General features: G+C 71.5%; 20 protein-coding genes and 1 pseudogene. 13 read left to right on the top strand and 8 right to left on the bottom strand.

What is annotated here, in order from left to right:
• The first annotated feature begins 126 nt into the window (after positions 1 to 126).
• On the top strand, positions 127 to 1,710 hold the full coding sequence (hutH, locus tag ACFVHI_RS33075; protein ID WP_363369169.1) for a histidine ammonia-lyase: 1,584 nt from the start codon (positions 127 to 129) through the stop codon (positions 1,708 to 1,710).
• Positions 1,711 to 1,801: 91 nt separating this feature from the next.
• Here hutH and ACFVHI_RS33070 read toward each other — a convergent pair whose 3' ends face one another.
• A complete protein-coding gene (locus ACFVHI_RS33070) occupies positions 1,802 to 2,227 on the bottom strand; it encodes a hypothetical protein (RefSeq protein WP_380345498.1) in 426 nt (141 codons plus the stop codon).
• 206 nt (positions 2,228 to 2,433) lie between these two features.
• On the opposite strand from ACFVHI_RS33070, the gene ACFVHI_RS33065 reads away from it, so the two are divergent.
• Together ACFVHI_RS33065 and ACFVHI_RS33060 are read left to right on the top strand one after the other, a co-directional pair.
• The gene (locus tag ACFVHI_RS33065; protein WP_363369166.1) at positions 2,434 to 3,303 is read left to right on the top strand and encodes a MurR/RpiR family transcriptional regulator; all 870 of its coding nucleotides are present in this window, start codon (positions 2,434 to 2,436) and stop codon (positions 3,301 to 3,303) included.
• Positions 3,304 to 3,362: 59 nt separating this feature from the next.
• Positions 3,363 to 3,686 carry a hypothetical protein gene (locus tag ACFVHI_RS33060; RefSeq protein WP_063349091.1) on the top strand — a complete coding sequence of 108 codons (324 nt, stop codon included), beginning with the start codon at positions 3,363 to 3,365 and terminating at the stop codon, positions 3,684 to 3,686.
• Position 3,687: 1 nt separating this feature from the next.
• Here ACFVHI_RS33060 and ACFVHI_RS33055 read toward each other — a convergent pair whose 3' ends face one another.
• Entirely contained in the window at positions 3,688 to 4,260 is a 573-nt protein-coding gene (locus tag ACFVHI_RS33055; protein WP_380345495.1) for a Uma2 family endonuclease, read from the bottom strand.
• Positions 4,261 to 4,440: 180 nt separating this feature from the next.
• On the opposite strand from ACFVHI_RS33055, the gene hutU reads away from it, so the two are divergent.
• From hutU to hutI, 4 genes are read left to right on the top strand one after another with little or no spacing between them, the layout of a single operon-like run.
• Positions 4,441 to 6,108: a urocanate hydratase gene (hutU, locus tag ACFVHI_RS33050; protein WP_363588055.1), complete on the top strand. Its 1,668-nt coding sequence runs from the start codon at positions 4,441 to 4,443 to the stop codon at positions 6,106 to 6,108.
• 17 nt (positions 6,109 to 6,125) lie between these two features.
• Positions 6,126 to 7,307 (top strand): allantoate amidohydrolase, encoded by a 1,182-nt coding sequence (locus ACFVHI_RS33045; RefSeq protein ID WP_380345505.1) that lies wholly within the window; start codon positions 6,126 to 6,128, stop codon positions 7,305 to 7,307.
• Positions 7,298 to 8,677, top strand: a complete 1,380-nt coding sequence (locus ACFVHI_RS33040) for a formimidoylglutamate deiminase (RefSeq protein ID WP_380345493.1) — start codon at positions 7,298 to 7,300, stop codon at positions 8,675 to 8,677. The genes ACFVHI_RS33045 and ACFVHI_RS33040 overlap by 10 nt, the downstream gene beginning before the upstream one ends.
• A 34-nt stretch (positions 8,678 to 8,711) precedes the next feature.
• Positions 8,712 to 9,887: an imidazolonepropionase gene (gene hutI, locus ACFVHI_RS33035; RefSeq protein ID WP_380345491.1), complete on the top strand. Its 1,176-nt coding sequence runs from the start codon at positions 8,712 to 8,714 to the stop codon at positions 9,885 to 9,887.
• Between the two features lie 224 nt (positions 9,888 to 10,111).
• Here the strand turns inward: hutI and ACFVHI_RS33030 are convergent, their stop codons facing one another.
• Positions 10,112 to 10,531 carry a low molecular weight phosphatase family protein gene (locus tag ACFVHI_RS33030; protein WP_380345489.1) on the bottom strand — a complete coding sequence of 140 codons (420 nt, stop codon included), beginning with the start codon at positions 10,529 to 10,531 and terminating at the stop codon, positions 10,112 to 10,114.
• Complete coding sequence (locus tag ACFVHI_RS33025) at positions 10,524 to 11,987, bottom strand: ASCH domain-containing protein (protein ID WP_380345487.1); 1,464 nt, start codon at positions 11,985 to 11,987, stop codon at positions 10,524 to 10,526. Before ACFVHI_RS33025 ends, ACFVHI_RS33030 begins: the two co-directional genes overlap by 8 nt.
• 572 nt (positions 11,988 to 12,559) lie before the next feature.
• On the opposite strand from ACFVHI_RS33025, the gene ACFVHI_RS33020 reads away from it, so the two are divergent.
• Genes ACFVHI_RS33020 through ACFVHI_RS33010 form a run of 3 tightly spaced genes read left to right on the top strand, consistent with a single transcriptional unit; the run spans position 12,560 to position 14,163 of the window.
• Entirely contained in the window at positions 12,560 to 12,838 is a 279-nt protein-coding gene (locus tag ACFVHI_RS33020; protein WP_380345485.1) for a hypothetical protein, read from the top strand.
• Entirely contained in the window at positions 12,807 to 13,307 is a 501-nt protein-coding gene (locus ACFVHI_RS33015; RefSeq protein WP_380345483.1) for a DUF6879 family protein, read from the top strand. Before ACFVHI_RS33020 ends, ACFVHI_RS33015 begins: the two co-directional genes overlap by 32 nt.
• Before the next feature lie 4 nt (positions 13,308 to 13,311).
• Positions 13,312 to 14,163 (top strand): helix-turn-helix domain-containing protein, encoded by an 852-nt coding sequence (locus ACFVHI_RS33010; protein WP_380345482.1) that lies wholly within the window; start codon positions 13,312 to 13,314, stop codon positions 14,161 to 14,163.
• 97 nt (positions 14,164 to 14,260) lie between these two features.
• Here the strand turns inward: ACFVHI_RS33010 and ACFVHI_RS33005 are convergent, their stop codons facing one another.
• Both ACFVHI_RS33005 and ACFVHI_RS33000 read right to left on the bottom strand, forming a co-directional pair.
• Positions 14,261 to 14,461 carry a DUF397 domain-containing protein gene (locus ACFVHI_RS33005; protein WP_380345480.1) on the bottom strand — a complete coding sequence of 67 codons (201 nt, stop codon included), beginning with the start codon at positions 14,459 to 14,461 and terminating at the stop codon, positions 14,261 to 14,263.
• Entirely contained in the window at positions 14,454 to 15,314 is an 861-nt protein-coding gene (locus ACFVHI_RS33000; protein WP_380345478.1) for a helix-turn-helix domain-containing protein, read from the bottom strand. The genes ACFVHI_RS33005 and ACFVHI_RS33000 overlap by 8 nt, the downstream gene beginning before the upstream one ends.
• A 170-nt stretch (positions 15,315 to 15,484) precedes the next feature.
• Between ACFVHI_RS33000 and ACFVHI_RS32995 the strand changes: the two are divergent.
• From ACFVHI_RS32995 to ACFVHI_RS32985, 3 genes and pseudogenes are all read left to right on the top strand, one after another.
• Positions 15,485 to 15,856 (top strand): annotated as a pseudogene (locus ACFVHI_RS32995) (ATP-binding protein); the annotation flags it as partial.
• 118 nt (positions 15,857 to 15,974) lie between these two features.
• Entirely contained in the window at positions 15,975 to 16,229 is a 255-nt protein-coding gene (locus ACFVHI_RS32990; protein ID WP_380345507.1) for a hypothetical protein, read from the top strand.
• The gene (locus ACFVHI_RS32985; RefSeq protein WP_363369142.1) at positions 16,226 to 16,348 is read left to right on the top strand and encodes a hypothetical protein; all 123 of its coding nucleotides are present in this window, start codon (positions 16,226 to 16,228) and stop codon (positions 16,346 to 16,348) included. Before ACFVHI_RS32990 ends, ACFVHI_RS32985 begins: the two co-directional genes overlap by 4 nt.
• A 56-nt stretch (positions 16,349 to 16,404) precedes the next feature.
• Here the strand turns inward: ACFVHI_RS32985 and ACFVHI_RS32980 are convergent, their stop codons facing one another.
• Complete coding sequence (locus ACFVHI_RS32980; RefSeq protein WP_380345476.1) at positions 16,405 to 17,232, bottom strand: phosphotransferase; 828 nt, start codon at positions 17,230 to 17,232, stop codon at positions 16,405 to 16,407.
• A gap of 288 nt (positions 17,233 to 17,520) precedes the next feature.
• Positions 17,521 to 19,593, bottom strand: a complete 2,073-nt coding sequence (locus ACFVHI_RS32975) for a prolyl oligopeptidase family serine peptidase (protein ID WP_380345474.1) — start codon at positions 19,591 to 19,593, stop codon at positions 17,521 to 17,523.
• Between the last annotated feature and the right edge of the window lie 93 nt (positions 19,594 to 19,686).

Raw genomic sequence — 19,686 nt, 5'->3', positions numbered from 1 at the left:
CACCAGCGTGCGGTACGGGGCGGCCCGGGTGAAAATCCTGCTGGCCGGTACGGGCGTACGATCGTGGCCGTTTCGGATGGCGACCACCTGTTGTCATATCTTCATTCACCTGATGTGATGGTGTATATGGATATGCACAGTGCTGTGGCCCCCGACGCTCCGCTGGTCCAGGTCGGCAAGGCCGACGTCAGCGCCGAGGACGTGCTGGCCGTCGCCCGGGGGAACGCCCGGGTCGAGATAGGCCCCGACGCGCTCGCCGAGATGGCGACGGCGCGGGCGCGGATCGACGCCCTCGCGGCCGAACCGCGCCCCGTCTACGGCGTGTCGACCGGATTCGGCGCGCTCGCCGTCCGGCACATCAGCCCCGAACTGCGCGCGCAGCTCCAGCGGTCGCTGGTGCGCTCGCACGCGGCCGGGATGGGACCGGCCGTCGAGCGCGAGGTCGTCCGGGCACTCGTCTTCCTGCGGATGAAGACGCTGGCCTCCGGCCGGACCGGGGTGCGCCCGCTGGTCGCGCAGACCATGGCCGCCCTGCTCAACGCGGGCATCACCCCGGTGGTCCGGGAGTTCGGCTCGCTCGGCTGCTCCGGCGACCTCGCGCCGCTGTCGCACTGTGCGCTGGTCCTGATGGGCGAGGGCGTGGCCACCGGCCCGGACGGCGTGGAGAAGCCCGCCGCCGAACTGCTCGCCGCCGCCGGCATCGAGCCCGTCGAACTGCTGGAGAAGGAGGGCCTGGCCCTCATCAACGGCACCGACGGCATGCTCGGCATGCTGGTGATGGCCATCGCCGACCTGCAGCGGCTCTACACCACCGCCGACATCACCGCCGCGATGACCCTGGAGGCGCTGCTCGGCACCGACAAGGTGCTCGCCCCCGAACTGCACGCCCCGATCCGCCCCCACCCGGGCCAGGCCCTGAGCGCCGCCAACATGCTGGCCGTCCTCAAGGACTCCGGCCTCACCGGCCACCACCAGGACGACGCGCCGCGGGTCCAGGACGCCTACTCGATCCGCTGCGCCCCGCAGGTGGCCGGCGCCGGCCGGGACACCCTCGCCCACGCCCAGCTGGTCGCCTCCCGCGAGCTGGCCGCCTCGGTCGACAACCCGGTGGTGCTGCCGGACGGCCGGGTGGAGTCCAACGGCAACTTCCACGGCGCCCCGGTCGCGTACGTGCTGGACTTCCTCGCCATCGCCGCCGCCGACCTGGGCTCCATCTCCGAGCGCCGCACCGACCGGCTGCTCGACAAGGCCCGCTCGCACGGCCTGCCGGCCTTCCTGGCCGACGACCCCGGCGTGGACTCCGGCCTGATGATCGCCCAGTACACCCAGGCGGCGCTGGTCAGCGAGAACAAGCGGCTCGCCGTCCCGGCCTCGGTCGACTCGATCCCGTCCTCCGCGATGCAGGAGGACCACGTGTCGATGGGCTGGTCCGCCGCCCGCAAGCTGCGCCAGTCCGTCGACAACCTCGGCCGGATCCTCGCCGTCGAACTCACCGCCGCCGCCCGCGCCCTGGAGATCCGCCAGCAGGCCGACGGCGCGGGCCGGACGGCCCCGGCCACCACGGCCGCCATGGCCGCCGCCCGGGAGGCGGGGGTCGGCGGCGCCGGCCGCGACCGCTTCCTCTCGCCGGACCTGGAGGCCGCGGCCGCGCTGGTCGCCTCCGGGGAACTGGTGCGGGCGGTGGAGCGGGTCACCGGGCCGCTGGCCTGACCCGGTGTGACCCGGTGCGTTCGGTGCGATCGGCGTGACGGGCCGTCGGGTCCGGTGCGGGCGGTGGGACGGCTGGTGCGGGCGGCGGGGCTCAGTCCCAGTCGTCGCGGGACCGGGACCGCGGCTCGTCCCGGTCCCGGCGGTTGCCGAACGCGGCGGCGAAGTTGACCCCGACGATGCCCGCCCAACTGACCAGCAGGCCGAAGAAACCGCCGCCCTGCGGGCTGGCCGCGATCGCGGTGAGCGGGATGCCGAGGGCCAGCGAGATCACCGCCAACCGGTTGCCGGGCCGGCCGAGCCCCGGCCCCGGCCCCGGGCGGTGCGGTCGGCGCCGGTGCGCGGGCTCGTAGTCGTCCATCCGCTCGGCCACCCGGCGCTCGACCCGGGCGTCCAGGCGGGCGTCCAGGCGGCTCAGGAACGAGTCGACCAGCTCCGGCTCGTACTCCTTGCCGAGTTCCTTGCGAGCGTGCAGGGCGGCGTCGAGGTCGCGCCGCAGGTCGTCCTGGCGAGTGTCCATGGGAACAGCCTGGGCCCGTGTCAGGGGCGCGGTCCATCCGTCGGTGGGGGAATCCGGGCGGGTTCAGGGAGAATTCAGGGTTACCCCGAGCCCCCACCCGCTCGGGCCGTCTCGCCCGGCGTCCCGCCGTACGAGACGTCTTTGCCAGGCGCGACGCACTGCTGCACAGTCGTCGTCCGAATCGCTCGCATCCGGAGGTACCGCTGATGACCGCCACCGACGAGGCCGGCACGGTCGGCCCCTCCGCCCGGCTGCTCCAGCTGTTCGAAGGCCACCGACTGACCCCGACCCAGCGGCGGATCGCGCACTCGCTGGTCCGGCACGCCACCGAGGCGCCGTTCCTCTCCAGCGTCGAGGTCGCCGAACTCGCCGGCGTCAGCCAACCGTCCGTCACCCGCTTCGCGGTCGCCCTCGGCTACGACGGCTACCCGGCGCTGCGCAAGCAGCTGCGCGAACTCGGCGCGGGCGAGCCGGCCGCACCCGAGACCCCCGACGACGCGGTGCGCAACGAGCACCAGCAGGCCGTGCTCGCCGAGATCGCCCACCTGCGCCACCTCGCCGAACTCCTCGCCGACCCCGAGCCGATCACCCGCGCCGCCCGGCTGCTCGCCGCCTCCCGCCCACTGCCGGTGCTCGGCCTGCGGGCCGCCTCCGCGCAGGCGCGCGGCTTCGCCTACTTCGCCGCCAAGGTGCACCCGGACATCCGCCTCCTCGACGAGGGCGGCAGCATGCTCGCCGACCGGCTGGAACAGGCCGCCGCGGCCGGGGCCACCGCGCTGCTCTGCTTCGCGCTGCCGCGTTACCCGCGGGAGCTGATGGACGCGCTGACGGTGGCCCGCGAGTGCGGGCTGACGGTGCTGACCGTCGCCGACAGCGCCTTCGCGCCGGTCGCCAAGCTCTCCGACCTGATGCTGCCGGCCGCCGTCGGCACCGGGCTGGTCTTCGACACCGCGTGCGCGCCGATGATGCTCGGCCGGGTGCTGTTGCAGCGCATGTGCGACGAACTCCCGGGCGCGGAAGCCCGGTTGGAGGCCATCGAGCAGTCCGCCGCGGCACGTGGCCTGTTTTTGGAGTAGACACGGCGGGGAGTAGCCGTCACGAACCCGGGCATCCCCTACAGCAGGGGGTGCCGCCCATGCGCGTGATCCACGAGATGAAGTTCGTCGCCCGCCTGGCCTCGGGTGTCGACGAATGGTCCTGCCCCACCTGCGGACGCCGCGTCACCCTGCGGCGCCTGCCCGATCCCGAACTGACCGTCCTCGACCCGGGAGACGAGTCCGCCGTGCACGTCGGCGTCATCGAACCCGACGCCCGCGCCGCCGCCGCGGCCGCCGAGAAGTACGGCCTCGGCCCGGTCCAGAACATCCCCCGCCCGCCGACCCCGCCCACCCCCGACGCCGCCGACCGCCGCTGGCTCGCCGAGATCGGCATCGACTGGGACGGCGACGCCGCGGCCTGACTCAGGCGCGGGGTGCGTACAGCGGCAGTGCGGAGGTGTCCAGCTCGGCGGGCAGCGGCGCGGGCAGCGGGACGGGCTCGCCGTACTTGCCGTGCAGCACGCCCTGGTACTCGCCGTCGCGGGGGTGGGTGCGGAGCGTCCAGACGCCCTTGCGGGGGTCGACCGCGAGGAGGACCGGCACGCCCGCGACCGCGTACCAGCTGGTTTTGGTCGCGATGTGGCTGACCCGCTCGGAGGTGGAGATGACCTCCACGGCGAGTTCGACGTCGTGCGGGTCGGCCAGCCAGTCGTCGTCGTCCTCCCAGTCGGACGGCAGGACGACCAGGTCGGGTGTCGCGTAGTCCTCGGCGTCGTCGGGCATGTTGATCGAGGAGACCTCGTAGGCGCCGAGACCGGCCGGGAGGCTGCCGTCGAGTTGGCGGGACAGGCGCTTGACCGTCCCCGCGTGCTTGCCGCGAGGAGTGGGGGACATCACCAGGGTTCCTCCGATGATCTGGACGCGGAGGCCGGTGCTCCGCTCGATCTCCTCCGCCACATCCCGCAGTTTGCCGGGCCGCACGGTGATCGCAGTCATCGTGTTCTCCGTTCTCGTCGCTGGGCCGAGTGGCTGGTGTTCGCCGGGTTCAGGCTAGCGCGCCGGGTCGGTCGGCGGCGGGGCTGATCGGATGGGTTCGGGGTCTGGTCGGGAGTTGATTGTTTGGATATATTCAGCCGAGCTGAATCTGAATGAATCCATCCGCAGGGAGGCCAGGACATGGTGCAGCAGGCGAGTGGGCCGCGTGAGGTCAGGGCGGCGCGGGGGACGGGGCTGACGGCGCAGGGGTGGCAGCAGGAGGCGGCCCTGCGGATGCTGATGAACAACCTCGACCCGGAGGTCGCCGAGCACCCGTCGAAGCTGGTGGTGTACGGCGGGACGGGCAAGGCGGCGCGGGACTGGCGCTCGTTCGACGCCATGGTGCGGACGCTGGAGGGGCTGAAGCAGGACGAGACCATGCTGGTCCAGTCCGGGCGGCCGGTCGGCGTCATGCAGACCCACGAGTGGGCGCCGCGGGTGCTGATCGCCAACTCCAACCTGGTCGGCGACTGGGCCAACTGGGAGGAGTTCCGCCGGCTGGAGAGCCTCGGGCTCACCATGTACGGGCAGATGACCGCCGGCTCGTGGATCTACATCGGCACCCAGGGCATCCTGCAGGGCACCTACGAGACCTTCTCGGCCGTCGCCAACAAGCGGTTCAACGGCACGCTGGAAGGCACCATCACCCTCACCGCCGGCCTCGGCGGGATGGGCGGCGCCCAGCCGCTGGCCGTCACCATGAACGGCGGTGTGGCGATCTGCATCGACTGCGACCCGTCGCGGATCGCCCGCCGGATCGAGCACCGCTACCTGGACGTCGAGGCCAAGGACCTCGGGCACGCGCTGGAGCTGGCCACCGCCGCCCGCGACAAGCGGCAGCCGCTGTCCATCGGCGTGCTGGGCAACGCCGCCGAGCTGGTCCCGCAGCTGCTCGCGATGGACGCGCCGATCGACATCGTCACCGACCAGACCAGCGCCCACGACCCGCTCGCCTACCTGCCGGTGGGCGTCGCCTTCGACGACATGGCGGACTACGCGGCGGCCAAGCCCGCCGAGTTCACCCAGCGGGCCCGCGAGTCGATGGCCCGGCACGTCGAGGCGATGGTCGGCTTCCAGGACGCGGGCGCCGAGGTCTTCGACTACGGCAACTCGATCCGCGGCGAGGCCCAACTGGCCGGATACGACCGCGCGTTCGCCTTCCCCGGGTTCGTCCCCGCGTACATCCGGCCGCTGTTCTGCGAGGGCAAGGGCCCGTTCCGCTGGGCGGCGCTGTCCGGCGACCCGCAGGACATCCACAAGACCGACAAGGCCGTCCTCGACCTCTTCCCGGAGAACGAGTCGCTGCACCGCTGGATCAAGATGGCCCAGGAGAAGGTGCACTTCCAGGGCCTGCCCGCACGGATCTGCTGGCTCGGCTACGGCGAGCGCGACAAGGCCGGCGAGCGCTTCAACGACATGGTCGCCTCCGGCGAGCTGTCCGCGCCGATCGTGATCGGCCGCGACCACCTCGACTGCGGCTCGGTCGCCTCCCCGTACCGGGAGACGGAGGCGATGCTGGACGGCTCGGACGCGATCGCCGACTGGCCGCTGCTCAACGCCATGGTCAACGTGGCCTCCGGCGCGTCCTGGGTCTCCATCCACCACGGCGGCGGCGTCGGCATCGGCCGCTCGATCCACGCCGGCCAGGTCACCGTCGCCGACGGCACCGCGCTGGCCGGTGAGAAGATCCGCCGGGTGCTCACCAACGACCCGGGCATGGGCGTGATCCGGCACGTGGACGCCGGCTACGACCGGGCCACCGAGGTCGCCGCCGAGCGCGGGGTGCGCGTCCCGATGGGTGAGCTGTGACGTCCTCGTTCGAAGAGATGTGGGCGGAGCTGCTCCCCGTGGGCCGCTCCGCCGCCTCCGGCGGCTACCGCCGCTTCGCCTGGAACTCCGCCGACGCCGAGTGCCGGGCCTGGTTCGAGCAGCAGGCCCGTGACCGCGGCCTCGCCTACGAGCTGGACCGCAACGGCAACCAGTGGGCCTGGCTGGGCGATCCGAACGCGGGCGGGGCGGTCGTCACCGGCTCGCACCTGGACTCCGTCCCGGACGGCGGCGCCTTCGACGGCCCGCTCGGCGTGGTCTCCTCCTTCGCGGCCCTGGACGAACTCCGCGGCCGCGGGGCCGAGTTCACCCGACCGCTGGCGATCACCAACTTCGGCGACGAGGAGGGCGCCCGGTTCGGCGTGGCCTGCATCGGCTCCCGGCTGTCCGCCGGCGTGCTCTCCCGCGAGGCCGCGTACGAGCTGCGCGACGCCGACGGCGTCCGGCTGCCCGACGCGATGGAGCGGGCCGGCTACGACCCGGGCGCGATCGGCGCGGACGACGACCGGCTGGCCCGGATCGGCGCCTTCGTCGAACTGCACGTCGAGCAGGGCCGCCTCCTCGCCGAGGACCGGCCGGTCGGCGTGGCCAGCGCGATCTGGCCGCACGGCCGTTGGCGGTTCGACTTCCACGGCGAGGCCAACCACGCCGGCACCACCCGGATCGAGGACCGCCGCGACCCGATGCTGACGTACGCCAACACCGTGCTCGCGGCCCGCAAGAAGGCCCGGCAGGCGGGCGCGCTGGCCACCTTCGGCAAGGTCGCGGTCGAGCCCAACGGCACCAACGCGATCGCCTCGCTGGTGCGCGGCTGGCTGGACTCCCGGGCCGCCGACGAGGCGACGCTCACCGCGCTGGTCGAGGAGATCGAGCAGGCCGCCGCCGAGCGCGGCGGGCGCGACGGCGTCCGGGTCGAGCTGACCCGCGAGTCCTACACCCCGGTGGTGGACTTCGACGGCCCGCTGCGCGACCGGCTCGCCAAGCTGCTGGACGCCCCGGTGCTGCCCACCGGCGCCGGACACGACGCCGGGATCCTGGCGTCGGCCGTCCCGACCGCCATGCTGTTCGTGCGCAACCCCAGCGGGGTGTCGCACTCCCCGGCCGAGTACGCCGAGGAGGCCGACTGCCTGGCCGGGGTCGCCGCCCTCGCCGACGTACTGGAGGACCTGGCGTGTCGCTGAGCCCATTGACCTCGGGGCCCGAGCCGGTGGCGTACTGGGCGCAGTACGCCTGGCTGCCGCACCCCAACGGGCCCGTGGTCGAGCGGAACGTGCTGATCACCGCCGGCCCCGGCGGCCGGATCACCGCGGTGACCCCGGACAGCGGGCCCTGCCCGCCCGGGGCCGTCCGCCTCGACGGGCTGCTGCTGCCCGGCCAGGCGAACGCCCACTCGCACGCCTTCCACCGGGCGCTGCGCGGCCACGTCCAGGTCGGCTCCGGCACCTTCTGGACCTGGCGCGACACCATGTACCGGTTCGCCGGGGCGCTCGACCCGGACCGCTACCTGGCGCTCGCCACCGCCGTCTACGCCGAGATGGCGCTGGCCGGGGTCACCGCCGTCGGCGAGTTCCATTACCTGCACCACGCCCCCGGCGGCGCCCGCTACGACGACCCCAACGCGATGGGCGAGGCGCTGATCGAGGCCGCCGCCCGGGCCGGCATCCGGATCACCCTGCTCGACACCTGCTACCTGTCCGCCGGCTTCGGCGCCGAGCCGACCAGGCCGCAGCAGCGGTTCAGCGACGGCGACGCCGAGGCCTGGGCGGTGCGGGCGGAGGCGCTCAAGCCCCGCGAGCACGCCCGGATCGGCGCCGCCGTCCACTCGGTGCGGGCCGTCCCGGCCGAGCAGTTGGGCACCGTCGCGCAGTGGGCGGCGGTGCGCGAGGCGCCGCTGCACGTCCACCTGTCCGAGCAGACCGCCGAGAACGACGCCTGCCTCGCCGCGCACGGCGTCACCCCGACCCGGCTGCTCGCCGACCACGGCGTGCTCGGCCCGCGCACCTCGGCCGTGCACGCCACCCACCTCACCGACGAGGATGTCCGGCTCCTCACCGACACCTCCACCACCATCTGCATGTGCCCCACCACCGAGCGGGACCTCGCGGACGGCATCGGCCCGGCCCGCCGGCTCGCCTCGGCGGGCTGCCCGGTCACCCTGGGCAGCGACAGCCACGCCGTCATCGACCCGTTCGAGGAGGCCCGCGCCCTGGAGCTGAACGAGCGGCTGCGCACCCGCACCCGCGGGCACTGGACGGCCAACCTCCTGCTGCGGGCCGGCACCGAGGACGGGCACGCCTCGCTCGGCTGGCCGGAGGCGGGGCGGGTCGAGGCCGGCGCGCTCGCCGACTTCACCGTGATCGCCCTGGACTCGGTGCGCACCGCGGGCCCGCCGCCCCGCCTCGGCGCCGAGACCGCCGTCTTCGCGGCCTCGGCGGCCGACGTGCGGCACGTGGTGGTCGGCGGCCGGCAGATCGTCCGGGACGGCGTGCACCAGCTCGTCGCGGACGTGCCGGGCGCGCTGCGGGACTCGATCGGCGTGCTGGACCACTGACCTCTTTGTTCAATTCCCTTCGGAAGGCGTTGTCTTGAGCACCAGGACCACCTTGATCACGGGCATCGGCAGCCTGGTCACCAACGACCCCGGGCACGGCACCGGGCCGCTCGGCCTGCTCACCGACGCGGCCGTGGTGATCGACGGCGGAACGGTTGCCTGGGTCGGCCCGGCGGCGCAGGCCCCGGCGGCGGACGAGCGTTTCGAGGCCGGTGGCCGGGCGCTGCTGCCCGGCTTCGTCGACTCGCACGCCCACCTGGTGTTCGCGGGCGACCGGACCGCCGAGTTCAACGCCCGGATGTCCGGGCAGTCCTACTCGGCGGGCGGCATCCGCACCACGGTGGCGGCCACCCGGGCCGCGAGCGACGCCGAACTCGACGCCAACCTGACCCGCTTCGTCCGGGAGGCGCTGCGGCAGGGCACCACCACGATCGAGTGCAAGTCCGGCTACGGTCTGACCGTCGCCGACGAGGCCCGGGCGCTGCGGATCGCCGCGCAGCACACCCCGGAGACCACCTACCTGGGCGCGCACGTGGTCGCGCCCGAGTACGCCGACGACCCGGCCGGGTACGTCGACCTGGTCACCGGCGAGATGCTGGACGCCTGCGCCCCGCACGCCCGCTGGGTAGACGTGTTCTGCGAGCAGGGCGCCTTCGACGGCGACCAGGCGCGGGCCGTTCTGACGGCGGGGATCGAGAAGGGCCTCACACCGCGCGTGCACGCCAACCAGCTCACGTACGGGCCCGGCGTGCAGCTCGCGGTGGAGCTGGGGGCCGCCTCGGCGGACCACTGCACCCACCTGACGGACGAGGACGTGGCGGCGCTGGCGGGGTCGGCGACGGTCGCGACGCTGCTGCCGGGGGCGGAGTTCTCGACGCGGGCCGAGTACCCGAGCGGGCGGCGGCTGCTCGACGCGGGCGCGGTGGTGGCGCTGTCCACCGACTGCAACCCGGGCTCCAGCTTCACCAGTTCGATGGCGTTCTGCATCGCGGTCGCGGTGCGCGAGATGGGCATGACCCCCGACGAGGCGGTCTGGGCGGCAACCCTGGGCGGCGCCCACGCGCTGCGGCGCAGCGACGTCGGCACCGTCACGGTCGGCGCCCGCGCCGACCTGCTGCTGCTGGAAGCGCCGTCGCATGTGCACCTGGCCTACCGCCCGGGTGTCCCCCTGACGGCCGCGGTCTGGCGCGCGGGGGTTCGGGAGGCCTGAGCGGCTGGAACTGTCGCCATATGGGCTATGACCTGCGGTGATGCCGTTCGGCGGAGCCAGATCGCCACGCGATCGCCGCACCTCGGCCAGCCGTCACGCATCACGTCGCTCGAACAAAGCAAACCGCCCCGGCCTTCTCGGCCGGGGCGGTTCTCTCATCTGCTCGAACTGACCGTTAGTGCCACGGGGGAGCGACGGGCAGCCCGGGCTGCTCGGGATGGCGATTAGGCCGCGTAGAACAGGGCCGTGGCTTCCTGGATCTCCAGGACGGCAGCAGCGAAGTCCTCGGGACCGCCGCCCCACGGGTCGGTGATGCCCGAGCCGAGGATCCTCACCGGCTGGTCGGAGTCAGCGGTGGCTTCGACCGCGAGCGCCGTTTCGTCGTCGACCGCGATCACGTCGTCAGCCCAGCCGAGCAGCCCCTCGTCCAGGAGCTGGCCCCGGTGGCCGGTCAGGTCGTAGCCGAAGGCGGAAGCGGCCTCGATCATCAGCGGGTGCGCGGGCTTGCCCACGTGCCAGTTGCGGGTGCCCGCCGAGCGCACGTCCAGCGCGCCCCCGGACCGCTCCGCGATGATCAGGGCGGCGATCGGGGAACGGCAGTGGTTCCCCTTGCAGACCACCAGTACCCGCCTTCGCCTACTCATCGGGGTTCACTCGCTCGATCTCGAACGTGATCACGCCGAGGGCTTCCTTCTCCGGCGGGAAGATCGCGTGGATCGCCCGCAACTGCTCGGCCTCGGTCGCGTGCGGGTTGACCGCCTTCACGTCCTCGGTGCCGAACATCTCCTTGAAGGTCCTGTACGTGCCGATGCGCTTCACCTTGGTCAGGCGCTCCTCGCCACGACAGGTGAAGTTGAGCAGGTCCCCGACCCTGATTCGCTTCATCGAGGCGTAGGCGACCCGGACTTCGACGGTCTTGGAGCCGTCGGCGATCAGGTCGAAGTACTGCTTGTAGATCTGGATGTTGCGGGGACGGCCATGCGCCTGGGATTGGTTCCTGGCAGGCTGGCGGGTGGTCATCAGGGCTTCCAATGCGGTCGTGGTGTAGGACCGGAAGAAGTGCCTCGGGCTGCTGAGCATCAGCTCACCGGCACCCGTGAGCGCTTCGACGTAGTCCGCTTGCGTGCCGGGCCAGGCGGCCGGGTCGAGCAGCCATTCCGCGGTGCTGCCTCCCGTCGCGTCTCCGGCTTCGGCAGCCGCGCGAAGGAGGCTCTTGGAGAGCTTCCCGCCGTCGCTGCCGAGGATCTGAGGGGTGAAGACGCGCAGCGGCACCGGAGCGGCCGGCGCCCCGATCGCGACGTGGGCGCCGTCCACCAGCTGGCAGCCGAACGCCCAGTCGCCGCCCTTCACCATCACGTGCAACGTGCCGTCGTCGGGGCGGTAGGACCGTTCCTTGACCACGTTGCGGTACAGGGTGGAGAGGTCCAGGTACCCGCCGCCGAGCGGCGTAACGTCCGCCTCGTAGCGGCCGTGCTCGTGGCACATCGCTTCGAACAGTGCCCCCGAGTCGTCCAACTCCAGCAGCCGCGTGTGGTCGGCGTACTTCTGGGCCCACCCGCACACCGGACACGGCAGCCGGATGTGTGCCGTACCGCTGGCCGGAGCCAGCCAGAACCGGATCTGATCCAGGAACTCCAGCGTCCGCAGGAACTCGGCCCGGAACTCCGGGCCCGCCTGCTGCTCGGTGTAGCTGCTGACCCTGTACTCCACGCCCGTGCGGCTGGTCATCGCGTCCAGAAGAGGGGCGTAGTACTCGGCGACCAGGGCGCGGATGCCGTGATCACCGAGCTGGTGGTGGTAGGTGAGCTGGTACATCCGGCCGCCATCGGTGATCGTCTCCGCCGGGGCGTTGTCCAGAGCCACGAAGTCCACGGCCGTATCGACCCCGAACTCATCGCGGGCCCGCTCGGCGACCAGGAACGACAGGCTCTGCACCAGGTGCGTGCCGATGTGCGGACGCCCGTTGAGCTGCGTCCCCACGGTGAACTCGATCCGCTCCGTCCCGGCCTCCAGGAGGCGGGGACGGAGCACGTCCAGGGCATCGTCAACGGCGTTGGCCAGCACGGTGTTCGGCGACCTGAGAAGGTCGATGGTGTTCAAGTGGTGCCTCCGCTCTGCTCATGAACCGGCTGCGGCCGGCTCAGTGCTGGTGTCGGTGGCGCATGGGCTCGGCATGCAGGGTCCTGAACCGCTCCACAACGGCGCTCACGGCATCCGGCGCTTCCGGGGTGTTGGGCGGCTCGGCGGACGTCGAGGACTTGCCCGCCTCGGTCGGCGGGGGAAGGGCGACCGCGTCATTCACCGGAGCCCCCAGCGCGACACCGGGGACACCCACACCCCGGCGGCAGCGGGTACCGCACCGGCCGGGACTCCGACTGTGCCACCCGGTACTCGTTCAGGATCACGGTCATCTTCTGCGGACTGGCACGTTCCCTGCTCCGGTGCGAACCGGCGGACCTCACAGCAGCGGACATACCTGGCTCCCTCTCCTTCGCCGATGCGTAGGGGCGTGGAGTAGACCGTACGAACCTCGGCCAGCGGCACTCAACAAAGTTGCTCATAGTTGCTGGAACCCGTCTGAGCGAGCTTCGGTGCCGTCGAACGCTTGACCTTGGGGTGGTCGTAGGGCGAAGGTCGGAGATGACATGCGGCCGGATCGCGGGGGGAGCAACATGCGGCAACACAGCAGCGACGGCGACGACTTGACCGCTACGTTCTTCTGCACGGACCCCAATTCTCAGGGCGGCGTCGAGTGCGAGACGTTCTATGAGACCGACCGTGACTCATGGATCGTGCAACTCAAGAAGCGCGGGCCGAAGGTTCGGGATCAGCTCGCCGCCCTTGCCGACGACGAGACGTTCGGGGAGATGTCCGGGCGGACCATGGATGTGTTCGTGCGGAAGTACGTCAGGGAGCGTTATGGAATTGATCTCGGCAGCACGCCGAATTGAGCTGCTGTTCGGTGAGCCCGTCCAAGAGGTCCGAAAGCTTGAGCTACGGGACTTCTATGAGGTGGATCGCCCATTGTTCGAGGCGTGGCGCTCAGGCGACCGTGAGACGGTCGAGGAGACGATGCGTGGGAATCGTGCGTTCCTGGCCGGGAAGGCCGCTGCCGGATTCCCTTACCGGCGTGTACGGGTCGTCTCCGAACCCCTCTCGGACTACCAGCGGATGGCGGTCGAGCTGGCCGACCCCACGGAACGTCTTCGGTGGCTTCCCCGCCGTCTCGTGTCGGCGCTGCCCTTGCCGGGGAACGACTGCCTGATCCGGGATGACCTGGTGGTCTTCAACCTCATCGGGGGAGACAACCAACAGACCGACATCCAGCTCTCGACCGATCCGGACGTGATCCGGTTCTGCAACGAGGCGTTCGAGCAGGCATGGTCGCTCGGCGTCCCCAATGGCGAGTACAAGCCGTAGCGACATGTCCGACCAGGAACCATCCGAGTCCGCAAGGCGCGCTTTCGGGACTCAGCTCAAAGAACTCCGTCGGGATGCCCATCTCTCGGGTGTCGAGCTCGCGCAGTGCTGTGGCTGGCACAAGACCAAGGTGTCGAAGATCGAGCACGGGACGCAGATCCCGACCGAGGAAGACATCCGACGATGGGCAACGGCCTGTGCCGTCGAGGGGCAGACTCCCGAACTCATCGCGATGAGTCGTGAGATCGAGCAGATGTGGACCGACTACAAGCGATGGCACCGACCGGGGATGAAGCGTCTCCAGTTCCAAGCCATGGACTTGTACGCGAAGACCAAGCTGCTCCGGGTGTATGAGTCGCTGTTCGTCCCCGGTTTCCTACAGACGGTCGAGTACGCCAAGGCTCAGTTCACCATCCATGCCAAGCTGCACGGCCTGCCGTTGGATGACGTGGAGGAAGCGGCACAGAACCGCGTGGTCCGGAAGCGGTTCCTCGGCACCGGGGCGCCGATATTCTCGTTCCTCCTGGAAGCCTCAGCGCTAACTAACAATACGGGTGGTGCTGAGGTGATGAACAGGCAACTTGACCACCTCCTGGAAGTGTCCAGGCTCCCGTACGTGTCCATCGGGATCATCCCGCAAGGTCGGCCACGGTCGCTCTACCCTGGCGAGGGCTTCTACCTGTTCGACGAGAGCTTGCTCAAGCAGGAGTTCTGGTCGGGGGCGTTCCAGACGTCCAGGCCCGAGAACATCTCGTACTTCGTCCGCGTGTTCGCCGCTCTGCGGGACCAAGCGGTGTTCGGTACTGCGGCCCGAAACGAGATCGAAGCGGCCCGTGGCCGTCTTCAAGGGGCCTGAGAGCGCCACCCCCGGGGCATCGTCAGAGTCGGCCTGTACGCCGGGTTCATGTCGCCCCCGTCGAGCGCCGGCTCGACGGGGGCGATGTGCGTTCCCTTCAGGGGTTGGTGGTGAGGTGGTCGAACTCGCCGGCCTTGGCGCCTTGGAGGAAGGCGGCGAACTTGAGGTGGGCGGTGCGGACGATGACCGCACCTTCGTCGGACTCGCGAAGTTCGATCACCCCATCAGCGGCCCGCACCTCAACGCATGCGTTGCTGGAGCCGGAATAGCTGGACTTCTGCCATGCAGGGCTACTCATGATTGCCCTCTATCTCCTTCTTGATGGATCGGATGAAGTCTCGCGAGTCATCTTCGGAGAGAGCCACAGACGCCATCCTGTCGAGGATCTCGCGGTAACTTGCCAGGTCCGAGGGTGCGTCGAAGAGCGGACACCCGAAGCTGATGTCGATCTGCACGGTGTCCAGCTCAGGCACCGGGCCCGCGATATGGACGAAGTTCTCGCTGGGGCCAGGCAGCGATTCGATCTTAAACGGCACGACTCGGACCGAGATGCCGGGGCTCTCGGAATGCTCGATGAGGGCGCCGAGTTGCTCGGCGAGCGCCGCCGGTCCGCTGAACTGCATGCGGAGTGCGGCTTCGTGGATGAACGCGGTGTAGGGCGTGACGCCGTCCCGTGCGACCTGCTGCCTCCGCAAGCGGAAGGCCAAGCGGAGGTCGACATCGGGCTGCGGCAGTGGCGGGATCGCGCGAGCGAAGACCGAAGCGGCGTAGGCCGGGGTCTGGAGCAGCCCGGGTAGGAAGGTGATCGAGTAGGTGGAGATCCGGCAGGCGTGGGCCTCGATCGCCGCCACATCGAGCAGGTCGGTCGTCAGCCTCGGGCTGTACTCCTCCCACCAGCCAGTCTCTCGCTCCCGGGTCATGTCAGCGAGTGAGGCGATCAGGGGCTCGTTGGCGCACGCGCAGACCGCCGCGATCTCACGTAGACGTTCCTCGCTGACGGCCGACTTCCCGTTCTCCATCTGACTCACCAAGGCAGCAGTCACCCCAAGCAGACGGGCAAGGTGGCTGCCGCCGAAGCCGGCTTGCTCTCTCATCCTCCGCAGTTCGGCGCCGAGGCGTCGCTGACGGAGGGTGGGGACTCGAAGGGCCATGGCGTCCTCTCAGCTGGTGCAGAGGCCAGTGTGCCGCGCCGGTCGCCGGTGGATCCATCCGGGCTCGGCGGCGCTTGTCGCCCGCGAGGAGGAACCTCCTCCCATTCGACTTTAATTAAAGAGTCGATGCGCTATCGTCATTCTCAGCTCGATCCGACGGATCGTCAGTAATGGCTGTGTTCAGGGCAGTAGGCGCCTTCTGCCCGCGCGCCGCAGAGCAGCCGGCCCCATCCTGGCCTGGCTCACGGCGACGTATCCGTCGTCTCCCCTTACTCCCACACCGCAGCCTCCCGGAGGTTCCCGTGTGCACCCGTAACACCCCCTCGCTCACCCTCTCCCGCCAGGCCCTGCGGGACGCCATGACCCGCAGCGGCTGGGACGCCGACGCCGTCTTCAACGCCGAACTCGCCCTCTGCGAGCTCATCGTCAACGCCTGGCGGCACGGCGACACCCCCGCGCCCGTCGTCTGGTTCTCCATCCTCGACCGCACCCTCCGTGTCACCGTCTCCGACGAGAGCGACGCCCTCCCGCAGCCGCGCAGCCCGCCGACCTCGCCGAGACCGGTCGGGGCCTCCAGCTCGTGGACGGCCTCACCCACCGCTGGGGCGTCGACCCGCAGAAGCGCGGCAAAACCATCTGGTACGAGCTGGACTCCCGCGCGTGACCCGCGACCCCATCGTGCCGGAGGACCCCCGGATGCGCGACCACACCAAGCCCCAAATCATGTCCCTCCTAGGGGAGTTGCACAGGCGCGGCCTGCCGCACGGGCTCCTCTGGGGGTCCGCCTCGACGGGCGGGACCACCATCGACGGACGCATCCTGATCGACTTCGGGAACGCGCCGGTCAGCACTCTGCTCAACCTCCTCCGCCTGCTCCGCGACCTGGACGATGACGACGAGGAGCGGCACCAGTGAAGTTCTTCGTCGGCGCGATCCTCCTCGCCCTCCTCGCCCTCGCCATCACCACCGTCGCCCTCGGCGTCCTCGCCACCCTCAAGATGCCCCACCCCGACGACCGCGACGACCAGCACTGAACCGCGCGAAGGCCCTCGCCCACCCGGGCGAGGGCCTCGCGGGCGCCCGCTCAGCGTCAGTCCGCTTGAAGCTCCTTCACCACCTGCTCCGCCAACACGCGGGCGCCCCGAAGGCGAGGGTCCTCGGGATGCGCGTACGGTCCGAGGATCTTCGCCGCGACGAACAAGGTCATCAGCTTGCCGTCCCGGCTCGCGAAGTCGCCGCTCCGCTCGACACGGACACGATCAGCCAGCGCAGGAACGGCAAGCGACGCCGCCCACAGCGTGGCAGCGTCCAGGCCACGCGGGGCCATACCCCAGTCTTCCCAGTCGAAGACGCAGAACTCGGGCGCCGTCACGTTCGCCCAGTTCAGATCCGCATGCGCCGGACACCACTCGCTCACCGTGGCGTCGATGCCCGGGAACACCTGACGGATCGTCCGAGTCACCAGCTCCTGGGTGATCGTCTCCGTGTCCGGCGTGGCGATCCGATTCGTTCGCTGCCCCGCGAGCGCATCGAGAGAGGCGTTCAGCTCCGGCCACCAGCTGGGCGGCAGGTCGGGACCCTCGGTCACAACTGCGGACCCCGCTGGGGCGGATGGCAGTAGTTCGGCTTCATCGGCCCGCCACATCACTGGCTCGACCTCATCCCGCCAGGCGATGCCGGCCAGCCACGCGGGCTTCGCAATCCCTCGCAGGGCCTCAGCGGAGGGGGTGCCGTCCCAGCCCTGGGCACCGATTCGATCGAGCCCTCGCCGCTCGATGCGTACCCACGTGCCACGCGCCGTGCCGGCTCCCACGGATCGGCGTTTGCGGACCACTGTCGCCCTGTCGAGTTGCGTGCCCAAGGCCGTCTCGACACGTACCAGCACCTCGTCCACCGGTGCCCGGCGCAGATCCGTCATGGGACAACGGTAACGATGCTCAGCGGAGTTGGGAGTCGCTCCAAACGGGACGCTGTTGGTCAATCATTCGCCAGCGGCGTCCCCCCAGGGCGAGCGTCTCGCGGTTGCACGTGTGCAGGGAACGCGCGTCCGGTTTGCGGCGCACCGTGCCCGCTGCGGCAGCCCTGACCACAGACCGACCGGCCCGGTTACCTGGCGCAGGAAGTCGGCCCGGCCGACCTCCTGCGCGTTCAGGTGCTTTCTACGCGCCAGTGACCAGGCTGCGGTGTTCGGTGGCGCGGGCGCCGCTCAGCCCACGTCCAAGGACCGCCGCAGGAAGTCCAGTTCGTGCCGGAGCAGGTGCTCCACCACGGCCTCGTCGGTCGGCCGGTGGCCGGTGGCGCGCAGCGGCAGGACCTCGTGCGGGCGCCCGGCGGTGAGCAGGGCGTGGGAGAGCCGCAGGGTGTGCGCGGGGAAGACGTTGTCGTCGGCGAGGCCCTGGATCAGCAGGAGCGGGCGGCGCAGCTCCGGGGCCACGGCGATCAGGGAGCCGTCGTCGTAGTGTCCCGGGTGCTCGTCGGGGTGGCCGAGGAAGCGCTCCTGCCAGTGGGTGTCGTAGAGCCGCCAGTCGGTGGGGGCGGCCCCGGCGGAGGCGGCGTGGAAGACGTCCGGGCGGCGCAGGACGGCGAGGGCGGCGAGGTAGCCGCCGTAGGACCAGCCGCGGATGCCGACCCGGTCGAGGTCGAGCAGTCCGGGCCGCAGCCGGGCGGCCTCGTGCAGGCCCTCGACCTGGTCCGCCAGGGCGGGGCCGGCCTTGTCGCCGTAGATCGTCTTGTCCCAGCGCGGTCCGCGCCCGGGGGTGCCACGGCCGTCGACGACCAGCACCGCGAAGCCCTGGTCGGCGAACCACTGGGAGACCCGGCCCCACCACGCGCCGCCGCTGGTGACCTTGTGCATCCCGGGCCCGCCGTACGGGTCGAGCAGGACGGGCAGCGGGGCGCCGCCGGGGCGGTGGCCGGTGGGCAGGAAGAGCGCGGCGCGCAGCTCGCGGGGGCCGAGGCGGAGCAGTTCGGGGCGTGCGGCGAGGACGGGCGGCTGCGCGTACGAGGCCATCGGGTGCGCCGTCCGGTCGTCGCGGTGGACGGTGGTGCGGCCGCCCGGGAAGCCCTCGGAGCGGGTGGTGAGGACGAGGGTGCCGCCGCGCCGGGCGCCAGTGTGGACGCCGGGGCCGCTGCTCAGCCGCCGGATGCCGCGGCCCGGTTCGTAGTGCCAGAGGTGGGTCTCGGTGGGGTCCTCCAGGGCGGTGAACAGGACCTGTTCGCCGTCCGTGCCGAGCACCTCCCACAGCTGTAGTCCGGGCGGGGTGACGGGCTCGCCGTCGACGGTGAGGTGCCGGGTGTCGCCGAGGTCGGCGGTGTCGACCAGGGCGCCGCCGGCGGTGCGCGCGGGCAGGCCGGGGAGGAGTTCGACCCAGTGCTCGTCGCGGCGTTCGGCGAGCACCCGGGTGGCGCCGTCGGGCCCGATCGCCAGGGTGCGGACGGTGCGCTGGTCGCGGCTCTGCACGGCGGCGTACGGGCCGTGGGCGTCCCAGCCGGCGGCGGTGAGGTACTCGAAGGCGGCGCGGTCCCAGCGGACCTCGGTGCGGGTGCCGTCGAGGCCGAGCAGCAGGAGCGAGACCTCCGCGTTGGCGGTGCCGGCCAGCGGGTAGCGGATCACGCGCGGTGGGTGCTGCGGGTCGGTCGGGTCGGCGAGGTGCACGCGGTGGACGGGGCGTTCGTCGACGAGGGTGACGAGCAGCGTGGTGCCGTCGGGGGACCACCAGTGGCCGCGGGTGCGGTACATCTCCGCGGCGGCGACGTACTCGGCGACGCCGTACGCGACGTCCCCGGCCTCGGGCTCGGCGAGCGCCCGGTCGTCCGCGGTGCCCCCGTTGTCCGTGCTGTTCGTGCCGTTCGTGCCGTTGACGGTGACCACGCGCAGAGCGCCGTCGCCGGTGTAGGCGATCCGGCGGCCGGTCGGGTCGAGCCGTGGGTCGTGGACGCCGGTGGCGGTGGGGACGGCGCGGACGGTGCCGTCGGCGGTGTCGGCGAGCCAGAGGGCGCCGTCGAGCGCGAAGGCGGCGAGCCGGCCGGTGGCGCCGGTGCTGTAACCGGTGATGCCGTCGGTGGAGGGGCCGGCGCCCAACGCGGCCGGGTCGGCGATCAGCCGTTCCCGGCCGGTGACGGTGTCGAGCGTCCAGAGGCAGGCCAGCGGGTCGGTGCCGCCGCGGCTGCGCAGGAACAGGACGGCGGTGCCGTCGGCGGTGAGGCCCTGGTGGGTGGGGGCGCCCAGGGTGAAGTGCCGGGTGCGGGCGAGTTGGCGCGGTAACGGGTCGGTCGTCATGCCGGGCACCATAGGCACGGCCGGAGCGGCGCTGTCGAGCGGAAAACGGCCGGGGCCGCCCCCGGGGGGAGGGGGTCGCGGGGGCCCCCGCAC

The organism is Kitasatospora sp. NPDC127121 (genome assembly GCF_042677305.1).
Lineage (GTDB): Bacteria > Actinomycetota > Actinomycetes > Streptomycetales > Streptomycetaceae > Kitasatospora.
The sequence above is the reverse complement of the archived record's forward strand: the minus strand, read 5'-3'. Positions and strand labels throughout refer to the sequence as shown.

Excerpts from the sequence above, each read along its gene's own strand:
- hutH (WP_363369169.1), top strand. The coding sequence starts at position 127 with ATGGATATGCACAGTGCTGTGGCCCCCGACGCTCCGCTGGTCCAGGTC.
- ACFVHI_RS33070 (WP_380345498.1), bottom strand. The coding sequence starts at position 2,227 with ATGGACACTCGCCAGGACGACCTGCGGCGCGACCTCGACGCCGCCCTG.
- ACFVHI_RS33065 (WP_363369166.1), top strand. The coding sequence starts at position 2,434 with ATGACCGCCACCGACGAGGCCGGCACGGTCGGCCCCTCCGCCCGGCTG.
- ACFVHI_RS33060 (WP_063349091.1), top strand. The coding sequence starts at position 3,363 with ATGCGCGTGATCCACGAGATGAAGTTCGTCGCCCGCCTGGCCTCGGGT.
- ACFVHI_RS33055 (WP_380345495.1), bottom strand. The coding sequence starts at position 4,260 with ATGACTGCGATCACCGTGCGGCCCGGCAAACTGCGGGATGTGGCGGAG.
- hutU (WP_363588055.1), top strand. The coding sequence starts at position 4,441 with ATGGTGCAGCAGGCGAGTGGGCCGCGTGAGGTCAGGGCGGCGCGGGGG.
- ACFVHI_RS33045 (WP_380345505.1), top strand. The coding sequence starts at position 6,126 with ATGTGGGCGGAGCTGCTCCCCGTGGGCCGCTCCGCCGCCTCCGGCGGC.
- ACFVHI_RS33030 (WP_380345489.1), bottom strand. The coding sequence starts at position 10,531 with ATGAGTAGGCGAAGGCGGGTACTGGTGGTCTGCAAGGGGAACCACTGC.
- ACFVHI_RS33020 (WP_380345485.1), top strand. The coding sequence starts at position 12,560 with ATGCGGCAACACAGCAGCGACGGCGACGACTTGACCGCTACGTTCTTC.
- ACFVHI_RS33015 (WP_380345483.1), top strand. The coding sequence starts at position 12,807 with ATGGAATTGATCTCGGCAGCACGCCGAATTGAGCTGCTGTTCGGTGAG.
- ACFVHI_RS33010 (WP_380345482.1), top strand. The coding sequence starts at position 13,312 with ATGTCCGACCAGGAACCATCCGAGTCCGCAAGGCGCGCTTTCGGGACT.
- ACFVHI_RS33005 (WP_380345480.1), bottom strand. The coding sequence starts at position 14,461 with ATGAGTAGCCCTGCATGGCAGAAGTCCAGCTATTCCGGCTCCAGCAAC.
- ACFVHI_RS33000 (WP_380345478.1), bottom strand. The coding sequence starts at position 15,314 with ATGGCCCTTCGAGTCCCCACCCTCCGTCAGCGACGCCTCGGCGCCGAA.
- ACFVHI_RS32980 (WP_380345476.1), bottom strand. The coding sequence starts at position 17,232 with ATGACGGATCTGCGCCGGGCACCGGTGGACGAGGTGCTGGTACGTGTC.
- ACFVHI_RS32975 (WP_380345474.1), bottom strand. The coding sequence starts at position 19,593 with ATGACGACCGACCCGTTACCGCGCCAACTCGCCCGCACCCGGCACTTC.